Below are 18330 nucleotides of genomic sequence, written 5' to 3'. Positions count from 1 at the left end.
TAGTTCATATGTAAATTTAGCAAAAGTAAGCTAATATAGCTGATTTTAGCGTATAGTAAAATTATTATAAATAAAAGTTCGCACGGTACACTTGGTAGACCATGAGATTCCAAAATAAACTCTTCTCACAATAGTGGTTTTGGGTTCTGGAAATGGTTATTTTACTTGAGACTTTAATAATATATTTTGCTAAATTAATACAAATTTGTTTAAGAGTACCAAAGAAAAACCAGGGTGAATTTAAAAGTGAAGTAAGTCAATAAAAGATTTTTTCGACACTGTCAGCAAAATTTTTTCTCAAAAAAACTGTTGCATTGTGAAATATTTATGCTACGAGTAATCTATTACTAGTATTAGTATATTAAATATCTTAGGGTGCTAGGTAAGAAATAGCTCTATTTAAAATTGGAGGGTAGTATGTTTGTAGGTAAAGAATCAAATTCAAGTGGATGGAAACAGTGGGGTATAGGTCTTGTAGATAAGACTTTATCTTCAGTTGATCAAGCTATCTCAGGTTGGTTTTGGAATTTAATCAATGATCTACCACGTGATTATTTTGCTAAAACGTTTGATCAAGTTAATTATTTTGATCAGAGTGTCTGGGAAGGTATATTTAGAGCAAGGATAGAAGATATAAAAGAACAATTAGAATCTGGTGTATCAAAAAAAGCATTTGAGGCAGATATCATAAAATTGCAAGGTTTAATCGGGAAACACAGTCTATCTCCCCTTGTTTATGAAGATGGGCTAAAAGAATTAGAAGATTTTGTGTCTGATTCAAGCAATCCTGGTAAGTACTTGCAACTATTAGCTAATGTAAGAAATGAGTTTAGGGAAGAATTAAGAGCTCAACCTTTGCTACTAAAGGAGTGTATCAAAAATGATACTAATCTAGGGCGAAGAGAAGTTGCTTATTATCAGTCTTTATTAGATAGCACAAGTAATAGAGAAATTCCTATCAAACCTTCCGCTTTAGGTAAAAGCATTGTGAGCAAGAATGGAGTTACTAATTCTAAGTTAAGAAATATTAGTAAATTACTTTTTTGCAATCCTGCACAAGCAGTTACGCTATTCCTAGCTGGCCAGGTAGCATTTGCTAATGCTGTCAGTATACAGTTAAATAATTCTTCTGCCGTAGAAAATTCTACTTTGCCTTTTGAAGATAAGCTTTTCAACATATCTAAAGTTAAAGAAGATTTAAGGAGTAATGTCTCTACATACAATGCTCTTGATGAAGCTACTACATTGAAGAATGTGTCAGAGCTAAGATTGGAAGAAGAAAAAGTAGATGATGTAGAAGAAATTTTAGCAAATTCTACATTATTACCATTTAACAACAATATAACAGGCATGGATGAAGTAGCGGAAAAAGTTATGATAAGTCCGAGTAGCGAATTTGCAGATATACCCGAGAGTAAGGTAGAAGAACTAGATGTTAGTAATTTAAATTGTACCTCAACTAATCATATGTCGCTCTTAAATAAAGTCCAAATGGAAAATGCTACACTTGAAGTAGTCGAAGAGCATAAGACTCTTGCACAACCTCAATTTGAGCCAGATTATCCTAGAAATTCTACTTTGCCTTTTGATAACATGTTTATAAGCGTTCGTGAGACGAAAGATAATAGCACAACCTCACTAGATACTTTTGCTGAGGATACTGTCATTAAAAATGACAAACATTTTCTTAGCGCTAATAGTACTTTTGAGGTAGAAGAAAGTGTGATAGTAAATACAGAGAAATCTAGCTATAGCCTTTTCACAAAAGCATTCAATGATGAGATAGAAAAAGTAAAAAACGAGATTAATAAACTAATAATAGCTTTGACTCAGACAGAGTTGGATGAAAGTACTAAAGTGGATGTGCGACGTTCTAAGCGTTCTATCAGTACAAATAGTAGTATTATTGATAACCCTAATCCGTCTGGAAGTTTTACACGTTCTAATCCTAGTAGTAAGGTTGCTAAGCTTGAGAACGAAATGAGAAAGATGAAGGAAGATATAGCGCAGTTGAAACAATCTTCCACCACTAGTAGTGAAGATAAAGTACGTCTTGGTAATTTAGAAACTACTGTAGAAACATTGCAAAAGCTTTTAGATGATCAGAGCAAGGAATTTACACAAAAAGTTGCAAATTTGGAAAGTCTTGTAGAGAGTTTAATTAATGTAGTAAATGGCTTCAGAAAGGAGCTTGATGATATGAAGAAGAAAGCTGCAGAGCAAGAAACGATACAAAAACAAAAAGGATTACCAGCCGAATGTGTTGAGGCAATTAAGAGCCATAACTTTAAAGCTGCTGAAGAAAAGCTCCAAGAGATTAATGATGATAGCAAGATTAATCTTATAATAAAAGAAGCTTATAATTATCAAATAAGTAATTTTGATTTAGTGCTGAAATTTGGAGATAGCGTTAGGAATATAAAAAGAAGCTTTTTAACTTACAAGGCACTTAATTATGAAATGGAAAGTAATGGACACAAAGATCCATTCAAAATGATAAAGTTAATTGAAAGTTTGAGAAAAGAAATTATTAATCAGTTAAATACCTCATCTGAAATAAAAGGAGAAGCTGAGTTTCTTGCAAGTAGCTTAAAGGATAGTGTAAAAGCTGTAGCAAAAGAGAAGTTAAAGGATGGTATGTTATACGATCGTTACGCTTCGGTTAAAGAAATTGCTGATAAAGTTTATAACTTCGATAGTACATTGTTTGGTAATGCCATTAAAGAAGCTGTGAACGATGTATATGGAAGAGTAGATACAGAAAAGATCTTAAGCATGATGCGCAGTCATAGTGGTTATATTGAGCAGCTTATACCAGGTTATGCAGCTGTGTTTGACAAAATGAAAAGTAATGGTGATTTGAGTTTAAATGATAGTACAGTTGGTCCAATGTTAAAGTTGTCCTCTCTTGTTAAAGAAACAATAGAAATGCCTAATTATCGCAATGTGAATTCACAGTATAAATCTGAGCTTGAAGATTTGAAACGCCAGTTACCAGACATAAAAAGCTTAGCAAAAGAGAAATTGAAGGATGGTATGTTGTATGATCGTTACGCTTCAGTTAAAGAAATTGCTGATAAAGTTTATAACTTCGATAGTACATTGTTTGGTAATGCCATTAAAGAAGCTGTGAACGATGTATATGGAAGAGTAGATACAGAAAAGATCTTAAGCATGATACGCAGTCATAGTAAGATTGTGCAAAGTATTCAAGGTTATGCAGCTGTGTTTGACAAAATGAAAAGTAATGGTGATTTGAGTTTAAATGATAATACAGTTGGCCCAATGTTAAAGTTGTCCTCTCTTGTTAAAGAAACAATAGAAATGCCTAATTATCGCAATGTGAATTCACAGTATAAATCTGAGCTTGAAGATTTGAAACGCCAGTTACCAGATATAAAAAGCTTTGCAAAAGATAAGTTAAAGGATGGTATGTTGTATGATCGTTACGCTTCAGTTAAAGAAATTGCTGATAAAGTTTATAACTTCGATAGTACATTGTTTGGTAATGCCATTAAAGAAGCTGTGAACGATGTATATGGAAGAGTAGATACAGAAAAGATCTTAAGCATGATACGCAGTCATAGTGGTTATATTGCACAGATTATTCAAGGTTGTGCAGCTGTATTTGATAATATGCGGAGAAATGGCGATTTGAGTTTAAATGATAATACAGTTGGCCCAATATTAAAATTGGCTTCACTTGTTAAGGAAACAATGGAAATGCCTAATTATCGTAATATAGATCAGCAATTTAAGTCTGATCTTGAAAACTTGAAACGCCAATTACCAGACATAAAAAGCTTAACAAAAGAGAAATTGAAGGATGGTATGTTATACGATCGTTACGCTTCAGTTAAAGAAATTGCTGATAAAGTTTATAACTTCGATAGTACATTGTTTGGTAATGCCATTAAAGAAGCTGTGAACGATGTATATGGAAGAGTAGATACAGAAAAGATCTTAAGCATGATGCGCAGTCATAGTGGTTATATTGAGCAGCTTATACCAGGTTATGCAGCTGTGTTTGACAAAATGAAAAGTAATGGTGATTTGAGTTTAAATGATAGTACAGTTGGTCCAATGTTAAAGTTGTCCTCTCTTGTTAAAGAAACAATAGAAATGCCTAATTATCGCAATGTGAATTCACAGTATAAATCTGAGCTTGAAGATTTGAAACGCCAGTTACCAGACATAAAAAGCTTAGCAAAAGAGAAATTGAAGGATGGTATGTTGTATGATCGTTACGCTTCAGTTAAAGAAATTGCTGATAAAGTTTATAACTTCGATAGTACATTGTTTGGTAATGCCATTAAAGAAGCTGTGAACGATGTATATGGAAGAGTAGATACAGAAAAGATCTTAAGCATGATACGCAGTCATAGTAAGATTGTGCAAAGTATTCAAGGTTATGCAGCTGTGTTTGACAATATGCGGAGAAATGGTGATTTAAATGATAGGGTAATATTTAAGTTAGCTTACTATATTAAAGAAACGATGGAAATGCCAAATTATGCTAATGTTAATTCAGATGAGAAGTCTGACCTTGAAAGGCTAAAAAGTATGCTACCAGAAGCAGCTAGAAATGTGGTATTCTCAAGAGATATGTGTATAAAAAATGCTCTTAATAATCGAAATTTACTTCGTGGTATGTCTCTTGATGCTTACGAGAATAATGATATGTTTCCTGTACGAGCTGCTTCTTATGGCGGCTCTGGTGATAGTAGAGGTGGAGATGGATATAAGTGGAATTTTGAAGGCCAAGAAGAAGGTAACGTTTTTGTTATAAGAAATTTTGCTTGTCCTCTAACAAATTTTGAATGCACTAATGGATATTTGTCTGTTAAAAGTGAAAGGGATCCTACTGATGGCAGGCATGCAATGGTATCTATAGATAATAGTAAAGCTGCTTGGAGTCACAAGTGGCAGATTGAACCTTATGGAGATAATATTAGAATAAAAAATGTTAAGTATAATGAGTATCTATATTCTACCAGTGGTAATTATTGGTCAGATGACGTTTATATCTCTGGTTCTGCTAGTAGAGCAGCTGAATGGCGCGTTGAGAGTTGCAAATCTTCTCGCAGGAAGCGTAATACACAAGAAAATGTTGGGCCTGGTTCTTTTGTTAAAGAAATAGAAGCAACTAACTTATCTGTTCGCGAAGATATAAAGCCATCTTCTAAAATCCATGATCTTACTTTAGAGAACGTAAGTCAGAATATCTCTTCTATTGCAAAGTAAGCCTATTAGTTAGCCCTATTATAAGATAGGGCTTTTCTTTTTTTATTCATGGAGTTTTTATGCCTAATCTTTATCAGCTAAATTTCTCACGACAAGCCTTTTCCTTTGATAAAAATATAGAACTTTACCGCAGTGGGAATAGTAGTAATGCTACCTTGCAGTTTTATGCTTTTTATAACGGCAAGCTATACAAGTATCGCTATGATAATAGGTCTGAATTCTTGCAGAGAGAGTGGAATTCAACACTGGTTACAGATGAAGCATCCAAAAGCCGAGTTCTACACTTTCCAGAGACATTGGAAAGTATGTTAATGCTAAAAACTCCACAAGGTATTAATTTTTATCAATACAAGAACAGAAATTTTGATCTTCTGGCTAAAAGTGATGACTTTGATGAAAATGAGTTTAATGATGTCTATGATTGGAACAAGCCCGGCAATATTATAAAATCTGGTCATTTTTACCATGATCAAAGTTTAATTGGAATCTTAACTAAACATCAAGAATATGGAATAAAGTTTTATGCAGTAATGAAAGATGAGCTTCTTGCTGGTGAATATCCCATCTGGCCACTTGATACTAACTTGAGTATTCTTGGGAATTATTCTCAAGCAGATTTTTTCTTATCTGATCTTCAAAGGAAAGGTCAGGAGAACGTTATTATGCGTAATAGGGAAGGATTGAACATATATGAATTTAATCAACGTAATGGTCTTGAACATTTAACGCAGGTACCAAATGGTGCAAAGCTTGGTAATTCTGAAGAAAAATTATTCTTTCCTGATTTAACCGGCCAATCTTATAAAGATATTGTAGCACTAAATTCTAGTGGATTATTTATCTACCAATATGGACAGAATAATTACCGATCTATTCATTATAATCCGCTGTTTTCCAAGATAAAAGGATGGAATACAGAGCATATAAATTCAGTTCAATTTGAAGATATAGACTTGGATGGTAGACAGGATATGCTTTTTACTGGACCAAGAGGAATAGATATACTCACATTTGATAATCATACAAGCCAGTGGAGGTCTTTACTGGATAACTCTCAGCTTACTATTTCTGAACGTCATAGCAATGTAATCAAGGTTATATCATCTAATCCACATGTTATAGAACATCCTATTATTTTTACTCAGTATAAAGATCAATTACGCTGGGCAAATATTGTTGAAGCTGAAAAATCATTAGAGGAAGAAGTTGGGATTCAGGAGCGCAATGAAACATCATCTCAATCAGTACCACCAATAGTACCACAATTACTTCAATTACAATCTGAGGAAGAAAAGCCTATTCTTTTACTTAGGGAGCAATTAGATTGTTCTTCTGTTATTAATGCAGTTGATAAAAATACAGGAAAACCAAAATTTAAATTGCCACTAATTGATTTATCGAATCTTTCATCTGATATTAAGCTGGACTTCTTTTATGACAGCAATAGCAAGGCATCTGATATCTTGGGGCTTGGTTGGTCACTACCACGAAATTTTATAATGATGGATCATCAATCAAGTATTTTTCCTGAAGATGAAAAGTATTATGTTATTTTGCAAGATTTGCCCCAACAGCTAATATTTGACTCTAGTAACTCAACTGATACTGTTTACTGCTTTAAGTTATCGACTGATCAACCTGATTTACAAATTCATTATCATAAAAATGAAGAAAGATGGGAGATAAATAATTCAGGTATTAAGCAAATTTATGGACGTACTGATAGTGTTCGATCAGACTCTATCAATTGGGAGCTAGCATGGGAAAATTGGCGTAGTGTAGGTAGTAGCTCTACAGGACAAAAAAAACTAGCTACTGGTTGGTATTTGGCTGAAGTAAGAGATGAAAATGATAACGTAGTTCGTTATACGTATGACATAATTAATGTTTCAGTGCCGAATGGTGAGAGCTTTACTCAAGAAATTTACTTAAAAACCGTTGGTGACAATCAAGGAAATGAAGTCATTTTCAACTATTCTGATAAAGAAGAAAGCGAATATAATTTACTTCCTTTAATAGATAAGGACGGTAATCTAAATACGAGGAAGGTGGAGACACGTTATCTTAGTGGTTATAAGGTTAGTACTCCAGGCTATCAGCAAGATGTTGATTTCGTTTACAGGGTAGAGGATGGAAAGCGTCTTTTAACTGAAATAAGACAACGAGGAGATATTACTAACCAACCAATTTTACAGTTTACTTATAAAGAGTTTTCAGCATATATGCTAGAAAAAGTAACTTTACCAATAGGTGCAAGTGTTGAGTTTAGTTATCGGTCAATAGGGACAGCGTCTCACATTACTGAAGAATTAGGACGAAGATATGATGTGCAGAAAAGTCATAGAGTAGATTATAGTAATGATGATGTATTGATCAGTTATATAGATGAGCAAGGACAAGTAGCACTGAGAATGTTCAATCAGGAAATGATAGAAGAGCTATATTCATCTGTATCAAGTTCTATTTCATCAAGGTTTCCTCTATTAGGTCGTGGTTTAGTAAAAGCACACGAAATTGTGCGTGCAGAGGATTTTTTTGCTGTGATTCTATATTATAATACTGATAAAGAGCTATGTTTATTTCGTAAAGAAGAAGGTAAATGGCTACCAACTCCAAAATATTATAGCTTTAATGAAGATACAATGATCAGATTTGGTGCAGATTTTACAGTTGTAGCAAGCACTAATTCTTCTGTAGAGATAATTGATTGGAATAAAGCATCTAAAGAATGGACAAAAAAACCTTTTTTCAATAAAGACAATACATCTCTACTCCTTGCAGCATCTGGTAGAATGTTTTTAATTTATGATGATCAGGGCTTATTAATAGGGTACCGAAATCATGATAATGAATGGCAATCTAAAGTGATCAAAGAAATACCTGGAGTAGCTAGTAGTATACAAAAAACGTTAGAAAAGTTTAACTTAAGCAATAATGTGCATAAGCATCTACTTAGCTATTTTAGAAATAATGCGCTGCAGTTAAATAATAATCTTTTGCTTTTAAGTACTTGGGAAGCAGAAGGTCCACAACTTTATTCGATAATAAATCTTTTTGTTCTAGACAGAACATACCAGATTGTTCAAGAACAGCAATACAGAATTGATCAAGATAATATCAACGTGTTTTCACGTGAAGTTGAAGATTCAAGTAATAATAAATACACTCTTGCTTATCGGATAAATGGAGATAAATACAAGTTTACTGTTAAAGATTTCAGTGGACCAATTAATGACGAACTAGAGAACAGTAAAAAAGAAGCATTAGATGAAATAGAAGAAAAGAAGTGTAAAGCATTAGCTCAAATAGATGCAGCAAGGGGTGACTTACAGATAAAAGCAGAAGAAGCAAGGATTGATTTGCAAAATAGAGCATATGAGGTAAGGAGGGATTTTCAGGATAATGCAACACAAGCAAGAGCTTCTCTAGATGCAAGAGTCAAAACAGAAAAAGATGTAGTAAGCTCTAGAATAAGGAAAGTAAAAACTGATTTGGAAAATAAAGTCAAAGGAGTACATGACGATATACAGAGTGCAGTGCAAAAAGCTAAGGCAGATATGCAGGTGAAAGTGGAGAAGGTTAAGTCTGAAGCATTTGCTGAAATAACAAAACAGGGACGTAAATTTTTGGCAGAAGTACAGTCAAAGGAAGAAAGAGATGAAATTCATAGATTAATGCAAAAGGAGAAGGATAGTGTTCTTAGTAAATTAAGCGAAGAGGTAAGTAAAGTAAACGCTCAGCTAGCAAGAGAAAGTAACGAAGCTTATAGAAAGCTGGAAGAAAAAGTGAATGAAACTTACGAACAATTAAAAAAAAGTACTAATGAAGCTTATCAAAAATTTGAAGAAAGTAAAAACGAAGTATATGGACAATTGGAGAGGAGATTACGAGAAGCCCTTGAGCAATTGGAACAAAAAATACATGAGGCTTATGAACGCTTAGAAGAACAGATATCTCAGGCTTATCAACAGTTAGAAGAAGGAGAGAAGGAAGTTTATAAAAATGTAAAGGATAGTCGTGTAAGAGTATACGAACAAATAGAGGATATAAAAGCTAAAATTTGCAAAAATGTAGCTTCTTTATGGGAAAAAGAATTCTTCTTGTTAGATTCTGTAAAATATAGCGCAACTTTAAATTCACAAATAGCAGTATGCAGCCATAGGAAATTTACTTTCACAGGTGATAAATGGAAGGAAGGGACAATATCAGAAACAGAATTGAGACAAGAAAATTTCTCTATTCCATTAGGTAATAAGCTTGTTCTTGACAAAGAAAATTCACGATCTTCATTAAAGTTATATAGCCAAGGGAATAATAGAGAGAAGCAAGGAAATAGCTTGCTAGACTTAGAAGTAAAACAATTAAACCAAACTTCTATACGAAATATGTATCCTGCTTACTTAGCTTATCAAGAAAAAGATAAACAAGTAGGTGTAGTTGAATTTTCAAGTGACGGTACAATTGATAAAACATATAAATTGCCTCAAGAGGAAAAGTTAAGTTCATGGAGTAGTTATCAAACATTAGTAACACACGTTAACAATCTTGATTCAGGAGAAAGCAATACTTTAGTCTTTCGTCAACAGCTTGGTATAAGGCGCTTATTGCCCAATCCTGTAATTACAAAAACTGCAGTGACACTTGAAAATGGTAGTAAACGTATTACAGGCTATGAATATGACGTTTCCTCAGCAAAAGCATTGGGTAATTCTGTATATTATGAAAAAACTTCCATAATTCCAGGTAATAACAAAACTTTTTTTGGCTGGATTGAAGAAATGAAGGATTTCGATAACTATTCTAATGGAGAAAAAAAGGTATTTAATGCACAAGAAGTATTAATAAAGACCCTAAAGCTTAAAGAGGAACAGGCTAGTACCAACGATACAATAATAAATAGAGAAAACCTGTACTTGAACACTACTTTATTAGATAAGACAGGAAAATTAGAGGTAGCACAATTTTTTCCTTATGAGATAGCAGATGAGGAAGTGAGCCATTATGGATTTGAGAATTATGAGATAAATAAAATTGGAAAAAATGTTACTTTACCTGAAAAAAGATGGTTATTTAATGAAACTGATGTAGTAAAGCAAGGATTTTCATTTACTGGACAAAGTTATTTAAGTTTATCAAGAAGTACTTTAGAGGGTACATTCCAGCCTAATAACCAAAATCAAGAATATGTTGCATCATGCTGGATGAGGCCGCAAAGTAGGGTGTTTGGTCTTGGTGCTGTTACTCCTTATCTCAAAGCAGTTGTTTATGCTGAAAATGGTGATGAAATATTTGGGCTATTAAGCGAGGTTAAATTTCAATCTGGTGATTGGTTCTATTTAGAAGTAGTTATAGATCTATTACATGCGAAACAGATTTATAAAGGCTTACAAAAAAGTTCAAACTCAACCTTGACAGAGCAACCTGACATTAATCTTAAAACATCTATTATTGTGAGTCCTGGAACGAATACCACAATTGATGTAGATCATGTCCGTTTTTCACCGTTGAACAGTCATTCTAAAGTTAACGTATATGACACTAAAACTAAACAGGTTAGAGAAGTTATACAAGCTAATGGATTAGTCGAAAAACATGTTTATGACGAATACCAAAATGAAATAGCAAGTATAAATGAGTATGGCCAACTTGAGAAGTTGAGCTCTTATACTAAAGCTTCAAGTATTGGAAGAGTAGTGCAATTAAAGAGTAGCATACAGATTCAACCAGAAACAGGATTTTATGAAGATTTTTCTCCTTACTCGTTTAAGGAACGTTGGAAAATAGATAATGCGGATGTTTGGAAAATTTCTTTAGCTCAACTGCAACATTTCACTAATCACTTACATAGCTTGCAGCTAAATCCATATGATATTAACTCTGCTTCTCACGGAATGAGGGTGTGTTTTTCACTGCAGTCAGAAAGCTCCATCATAAAGTTTAATGATGATCTGAAACTGATGCGTACAGGCAACAGAGCTAACATTATATTTCCAGGAAAAAGGCTATCTGTACCACTCAATGGTGAAATTCTAGTAGCTGTTGAGCATGGTCGTTTATTGGTCTGGATAGATGGTGGTTTATATTTTGATGGTTTGTCAAACGGTTCTTTATTTAATTTAGGTGTTAGTGGTAAAGTAAGAATAAGCGATGTAATGGTCTTCAGCGAGCCAAGTATTCAGGTAACTTATTTTAATGCACTGGATGAAAAATTACAAGAAGTTGTATTAAAAGGTGAAAATACAGCAATAGTGACAGAGTATCTATATGATGAGCTAGGTAGACAAACCATTACTACGCAACCAGCACGTATAGAAAGATCTAGTAGCCAATCTGTACTAGCTTATTACCCTAATTTTGTTACTAATAGTAACCCTTATTCGGCAAATTCAGTATGGAAAATTGAACAGTTACAGGGCGATGTAGGTAGAATTGTTGGAGAGCATAGTTATAGCCAGACTAAGTATGACAATAATCCTCTGGATGAAAGATGTGCGGTAGGGCTGCCCGGTAGGGAATTTTCTGTTTCAGGTCCTTATGCAAAGCGCTTTGCTTCTTCGTCTGAAAATCTATTTATCAACAATCTTTTTCCTACTAGTCAAAACTACAGTTATCAAGTGGAATATAAACCTGGAGGTGTAGAAGATATTTCCGTCTTTGATAATAAGAACAATAGAGTGGCTCAGTACACCCGTGTTCCAGGTAGTAGAGATTTACTAAGTACTTATGAGTATGATGAAAATGATAAGCTAGTGAAGAGCTTACCACCTCTCTATCACGAAAAAGTACGTACTTTTCATAAACTTAATTCACAGCTCCAATCTTTATCTACAGAAGAAAAAGCATTACAAGATTTCTTAGGAGCACATACAAGTTATGATGGAAAAGGAAATGCAATTATAAAAACAACACCTGATTCTGGAAAAGTAGAGCATCTATATGATAACAACGGGTTACTAAAATTTGCTGTGCATTATTCTCAGCTTAACGGTGAAGAAGTTGAAAACGTTATATATTTTGATTACGATCAATTAGGTAGATTGATCAGTACAGGTAAATTAACTTCTCCACTTCCTAAAAAAGAAGAATTACCCACTTTAGCAATATCTAGCAATAACATAGAGGAATATCAACAATTTTACCATAGCGATTTCGAACGTGAACCTATATTGCGTGGAAAGGTAAGGAGAACCATTACTTTTAACAACAAAGAACCTTTAATTGAGGAGTCAATATTAAATATAGATAAAGAAACCTTAAGTAAACGTATTCTTATTCCAATTAAAGATAATGATGAACCTTTGCTCATTGCAATAAATAAAAGATATACGGCAGGAAAGCTAAGGGAAATAGAATATCCTATCGATGTTCAAGGCAATTCTTTTAAGCTTACTTATAGTTATAATAAATTGGGCAAAGTTACAGGAATTGGTGTACCAGGCAAACAAAATCTTTTTGTAAATTTTGCTCACAATTCTGCTGGACAAGTTATTAGCGAGCAGCATTTACCAGAATCGGCGAGGAATTTTACTCGTCAGTATAGCTATAATGCTCCAGGGTTTCTGACTAAACTGGAAGATAAATTCTTAACAGAGAAAGTTTATTATACTGATAGAAGTTACGGTGGGCATGGATATGGTGATGGAACTGTTACACGTACTGAATTTAAGGCAACTTGGCATGAACACTGTGATAACAGGGAACTTGGGTTAAATGAACAATCGTTCGTAAGTGAAAATATCACACCTAAGGAGTCAGAACTTTGTTTTCATAAGCTAAAGGAAACAGGTTATTTAAATGAGCATAACCACCAAGCCAAAGCTTACTATCCTGCTTTGGAACCAAAATTACCAATTGTGTGTAGTGACGGAATCACTGGACGTCAAATTGCAAAAACTTTAGGAGAAAAAGGTTTTCCTACTGAATATGGGCATAGTTATGATTATGGTAATCACCAAGAACTAACTAAGGCAAAATATTTTGTAGGGAATGAAGCACCTTTACCATTGCAGCCTGATACTTTTGCTAAAGAAATTCGAGGGATAAATAGTACAGTTTCACATGATATATGGCAAATATTGAAAAGTGCTGGATATTTGAGAGAAGATAATGCGAAAGTTGATATATCTCTATCTCATGCTAAGCGAGGAAAACCCTTTATTCGTCCAACATTATTTAGTGACCTGAAAAGCATTAATGCTAATTATGGAGGCTATAAATTACCTCTGGAAAGATTGTTAGCTACTGCTTTTTCTCAAGGGCAAAACCTATCATTGCTAAAATCAAATTTGCAGAATGCTTTCATAAAGTGGAATGGAGGAGTTGGAAGTAATGAACTGCAGCAGACTGCAAGTAAAATTATAGAAATGCTGGAAAGAAAGCAGCACCTAGATAATCCTCTGAATGAAGAGTTTAGCAATTTATTAAGGAAATATGAGTCATTTATTCCTGATATAGTAAGGTTATTATCAGAACACTTTGCGAGACAACTTGGTGAAGCAGAATTTGACGTTGAATCGTATGATATAGATGCAAATGGCAACCATAAGCATTACTATACTGGATTTGATCGTTATGAGCTAAGCTATAGTAACAATACTAACCAAGTAAACAGTGTTAAATTTAAATCCTACTCTTCATCCAAGACGGAGCAAAAGTTTGCTATAAAGCATGACAGCCGAGGAAATATAATTCAAGCGTTACATAAGGGCATCGAACAGATTGATTATGACTCAGTATCAAATCATGCGACCAAGATAAGATTAACTGACGGTAGAGCATTGATCTTTTACTACGATGCTCAAGGTGAACGTATATTAAAGAGAGTTACTAATAGTCAAGGAGAAACAACGAAAGAAATACATTATATACGAGACGAATTCGGTCGTGCTTTAGTAGAAAGGCAAATTACATATATTTCTCAAGATTTACCACCTGATATACTTATCACTGCCTACATCTATGGTCCAAGAGGGTTGCTTGGATTTATACGTAGAGATGAATTTTACAGCGTAATAACTGATCATGAAGGTTCGATAAGATTAGTAGTAAAAGGTGATGAGGTGGTAGCAGCCTATGACTACTTGCCATATGGTAATTTAATGCGTGAATACGGAGGCAATCCCGAAGCTCATATTGCATATCGCTATACTGGTCAAGAGTTGGATGAAGAAACAGGTTTATACAACTACCATGCACGTTTTTATGATCCAAGCATTGGCCGCTTTTACCAAATTGATCCTCAAGGACAGTATTTTAGTCCATATAAGTATGCTGGTAATTCACCAGTATCAATAATAGATCCAGATGGAGAGTTTGCTTTCCTTATACCGCTAATTATAGCAGGGGCTGTAGCAGGGGGGTATTTAGGGGGAGCTGCAGCTAATAAAGAATGGAATCCTGGTAAATGGAAGTGGGATAGTGGAAAGACTTGGCTAGGCATAGTAGGTGGTGGGGTTGGTGGAGCATTATTGCCCATAGGTTTTGGTGCATCTGTAAGTGCTTTTACTTCTATAGGCTTATCAAGTACAGCATCTATTGCTGCAACAACTAGTTTAGGAGGAGCAGGAATTTATTTCAGCACAGCCGCAGCTAATAAAGAATGGGATCCAAGTAAATGGGATTTCAGCTCACCAGAAACATGGAATGCAGCATTTCAAGGATTTGCGATAGGTTCTGGTGCAGTTGGTGGAATCCGTAGTGCTGGAACGTTTTATAAAGGTTTATCTTCTACTTGGGGTAAAGGTGCTTTTATTGTTGGTAGCACAGGTACTGGTGGAGGACTTTTTGTTTTAAATGGATTTGCTGCCAATTGGGATTTTTCGAAACCAGGGGTTTACTTTGGCTTTGTAGATGCAATTACAGGTGCTCCTGATTTGGCTATGTTTTTACGGGGAGCCGGTAGGTTTTTAGGTAAAAATGGACGTAATATTGTAAGCACCTTTGACAGTTTTAAGTCATTGAATAATCAAAAAGGCAGATATTTCGGTGGAACAGTATTTTCTAACCTGAATCAAGCTTTTCAAGGGATAGATGCTTCAGAAGCGCTAAAAAGACTTGCAAGCAAGCAAACTTGGAGTAACACTGCTACGTTTTTAGGAGACTTATCCAGTCATCAATTCTCAAAAAGTGTAGGAAAAATTGCCGGAGGGGTGGCAATGGCAGGTTCTTCAGCTTATTTAATGGGTAGTGCAGTTAGTGAAAATGGCTGGGACCTAACTTCTGCATATACTTACCATGCTATAATTAATGGAATGCTTACAGGGGGGCAGCTTGCTTCCTCTGGTAGAGCTTATTATAGAGGTAAAATAGTTAAAAATCAGCTAAAATTGCCAAAAGAAATGGAGAGGATAGCTCAAAATTATGCAAAAGAGGCTTTGACTATTTATCAGGAAATCCTTAACAAAGGAGGCCAGATTATTATTGGAGGTCATATTAGCTCTAAGGTTATTACCATTGATGGTAAGGACTTTACTATCCTAGATCCAGGTAATAAAATAAATAAAAAGAGCATAAAGGATATTGAAAGTATTGATCGTGATAATGGTGTTAAAGACTGGATGATTAAAAATGGCGAAGAAAAGTTTATAGTCGCTACTACTAAAAATGGTTGGGTAACTATAGATCCGAAAGGAGAAATTCAAGGCATAAGCAGGCTACATCCTATTAGAACTGGTCAAGACCCTATCAGTTATAGTAGAAAGGTGAAAGTACAGATAAAAAAGGGGGAAGTGCCTAATACCGCAATATCTGTAGCAGTAACTGAGAATCTTGCTGTAGTAACACTTTCAGGCACTGACTCTCCGGGACTGGTAATATTTATTGACCGCAAACAAGGTGTAACATACACTAAACCTTTAGCTAGGAATAAGGAATTTGCTGGAAAAGAAGTTACGATCGATCAATCCATAGAAAATGCTATTAATGCACTTAGGGAATCAGGAGAAGATTTTCCTCCTTGGTTACCTAGTAATTGTGCTGAACCTAGTGCTTTAGTAGCATTATCAAGTTCTAAAGAAGCTTTTCCCCAATCTTTAAACTCAAGGTCTTATGAAATAGATGATATTGACTTTTTGGCTACATATAAAGTACCTAAACCATTTCCAGATAATATAGATTTTAAAAAACCACTTGATCCAAAGTTTCCTGACTTAGTACCTTTTGAGCGGTGTAACTATTGTAAGGTAACAACTGGTAGCGTAAGAAATGTTATAACTGATCCTGCTTGGTTAAAAAAAATTGATGATCTGATTGGTTTAAACGAGAAATTAGACTACTCTAAACAAAGGCTATATTTTCTTATCCCTTACCATGACATAACGAACAGGATAGTTAAAATGAATACTACAAACAATGGAAACAGATCTCTTTCTAATAGGCAAAAAAGGTCATCTGATAAGCGAATTATGGTAGAAGTTGAACATAGTGCTATAGACCATAGCATAAATGAAACAGGAAGATGGAGTGAACCTAATACTGTTAAAAACAAAAAAATTACAAGTAGTGCTACAAGTTCATCTGCAAGAACTGGATCAAAAATAAACAATTTGTTCAGCTGGATAAAAAGCTCTATAGGTGGGTTGTTAAGTTCTAAATCTGTGGGAACATCAAATACTACAAGTTCAATCTCGCAAGTTGATGCGCAAATAGATGTGAATAGCACAATAATGTTGCTTGACTTATTGATTAGAAAGGTTACGGGTCGAAAGTATATTTCTACAGCAGATCAGTCTATATCTCAACTAGAAGCACAGGGCTATGCGCTCAATATTACAAAGGGATTTGAGAAAGTAGTAGAGCAAGCTGGATTAAAAAGTGGTGTATCAATACATCGATTAAATATTGATTATATGGGAATGCAAAAAGAGATTACTAGAAAAGTCATGAGTGGTAAATTTGATGAGGTTTCAGGGATTTTAAGCTCATATGTAGAGAAAGCGTTACCTGGTAGAGAAGCAGGATACCCTGGTAAATTAAGCGAGAAAAGGTTTAATGAGTTTATGATTAAATTTAATAAGGGGCTAGATGTGACATTAAATCAATCAATAGAGCAGATATTACACAACGGAGATGATAGATTAGAAGTTGATGGTGCAAAACAAATGAGTTTAGAGCCTCAAAGTTATTTAAGTAATGCTTCAGTCCAAGGTCATTTGACTCAGAATAAGGTTAAATTAATTTCTTAATATCATCTAAAGAAAGGCCGGTTATTTCAGCAATAACATCAATAGATACACCGGCCTTAAGTGAGTTTTTTGCCACAGCAATTTTAGCCTGTTTTTCGCCTTCTGCTTTGCCTTTTTCATGGCCGATTTGGATGCCTTCTTGTCTACCTTTTTCTTGACCTACCCTAAGACCCTCATCAAATTTTTGAGCTAAAGCAGCTACTTCATCCATTATGCGTTTTTTCATTTGTTCATATGCTAGTAACTCTTCTTCTGACCAATTAAACTTATTCATCTCTTCATAAGCTCGTTTTATTATTACGTCACTACCAACTATCTTATCTAGATCCTCTTCCCTTGTTTCTGCTGCATATCGGAAAAAATAACACCATTTTTCTACTATATTTTCTAGTTGGTCTTCTTTTGTCTTTGTAAATTTAGGTAGTTCTATGAATACGAAGTAAAAATCCTTCAAGTCATGTTCAAAGCTATTTTGATCTAAAATGACATGATTAGATTTGTAATCAGCCTTATCTGGAAAAATAATACAATCAGCAACAGCAATAAAGATAATTTCCTTGAGATTATGATAATTATCACCTTGATCAGCTTGACTTGAGTAGGCTTTGGCAGCATAATATTGAGCGCGTTTTTCGAAGCCCTTGGTCTTAGTGAACTGCATTTCTATAATGTATCTTGAGCCTTGAGAGTCTTTACAAAGAACATCAACAATACTTTGCTTTTTAGCGGCAATTTCAGGATCCAAAATGGTAGCTAAGAATTCAACATCGTGAATAGCAGCTAAGCCAGTGAAGCCTAAAATATCGTTCAAGAAATGAATGAGGATATCTTTATTCTTCTCAGTACCGAATATTCTTTTAAATGCATAATCATTGCGCGCATCAAGAAACTTGGAAAGAGCCAT

3 protein-coding genes are annotated in these 18330 nt (G+C 34.4%); 2 read left to right on the top strand and 1 reads right to left on the bottom strand.

Features of this window, described 5'->3' with window-relative positions:
* Positions 1 to 417: 417 nt before the first annotated feature.
* Complete coding sequence (locus OPR30_RS03630; RefSeq protein WP_012482048.1) at positions 418 to 5244, top strand: hypothetical protein; 4827 nt, start codon at positions 418 to 420, stop codon at positions 5242 to 5244.
* A gap of 59 nt (positions 5245 to 5303) precedes the next feature.
* On the top strand, positions 5304 to 17426 hold the full coding sequence (locus tag OPR30_RS03625; protein ID WP_265030414.1) for an RHS repeat-associated core domain-containing protein: 12123 nt from the start codon (positions 5304 to 5306) through the stop codon (positions 17424 to 17426).
* Here the strand turns inward: OPR30_RS03625 and OPR30_RS03620 are convergent.
* Positions 17410 to 18330 (bottom strand): Rpn family recombination-promoting nuclease/putative transposase, encoded by a 921-nt coding sequence (locus tag OPR30_RS03620; RefSeq protein ID WP_265030413.1) that lies wholly within the window; start codon positions 18328 to 18330, stop codon positions 17410 to 17412. The two genes, OPR30_RS03625 and OPR30_RS03620, sit on opposite strands and share 17 nt — an antisense overlap.

The organism is Wolbachia endosymbiont (group B) of Athalia cordata (genome assembly GCF_947251845.1).
GTDB lineage: Bacteria > Pseudomonadota > Alphaproteobacteria > Rickettsiales > Anaplasmataceae > Wolbachia.
Note: the sequence above shows the minus strand (reverse complement) of the source record. Positions and strands in the feature narration are given on the sequence as shown.